Below are 875 nucleotides of genomic sequence, written 5' to 3'. Positions count from 1 at the left end.
CTCTGAAACAGACCTATCTTGAAAATAAAGAAAAGAACTTTTTGTTAAAAAAATAAGATATAATTTCAACTCCTAGAACGAAAACACCTTAACTTAGGCAGTCTTCCCTTGGCTGCCTTGTATATTATTAATCTCTTTGTCCTTTTTCTTTCTGCTACGAATATTGTCTATTCCACATTTTTGGTATGCTTTATTTAAAATATTGTAACCAGACTCCACAGCCATCGGCTTGTCCCCTTTGCCGCTACTAAAAATATAGTCTTCAGGGTTATAAAAGGTTGATAATATTTCAAAATCTTCTTCAGCAATGCTCTTTGCAATGCAAATTTTTTCATACTCATCTTCTTTTATCTTTATGCTTACAGCATAAAAATCTTTCTCGCCACTCTCTTGAAAGTCACAAAATCGTAGTGGCAAGACTTCATTTAACCTAAGTCCGCTTTTTAAGACAAGCTTTACCAGTAGCGAATTTCTATATTCTTTTTTATTTTTTCGCTCAGGATTTTTAATAAGCTCTCTTTCGGCTTGGCTTAAAATAGCCTTGCGTTCATTTTCGTTCATATATATGTCTATTTGTTTGCCGTTGTTATTGGCTTTAAACTTATACTCTGATAGGACATTCTCTATCCTTAGTGCTTCACTCTGATTAGGTGATATGTATCTAAAGAAAAATTTAAGCGTTGCAATATGGGCTATTTTTGTTAAGTTGGAAAGTTTTTTTATTTTTTCAAATGGCTTGTTCTCTTGCTTTTTAAGCATAACCGCACAAAGCGCTGGCGTAAGCGTAAGAGCGACAAAGCCTGAGATACAAACGGCGACAACAAGTGTTAGCGCAAACTGCTTTTGTATAACGCCAACAAAGCCCTCCATAAATG

At 34.6% G+C, this 875-nt stretch carries 1 pseudogene; it reads right to left on the bottom strand.

From position 1 onward, the window contains the following. Positions 1-705: 705 nt before the first annotated feature. Positions 706-875, bottom strand: a pseudogene (locus CYP28_RS10140) (efflux RND transporter permease subunit); the annotation flags it as partial.

This window comes from Campylobacter concisus, assembly GCF_002914195.1.
GTDB lineage: Bacteria > Campylobacterota > Campylobacteria > Campylobacterales > Campylobacteraceae > Campylobacter_A > Campylobacter_A concisus_M.
Note: the sequence above shows the minus strand (reverse complement) of the source record. Positions and strands in the feature narration are given on the sequence as shown.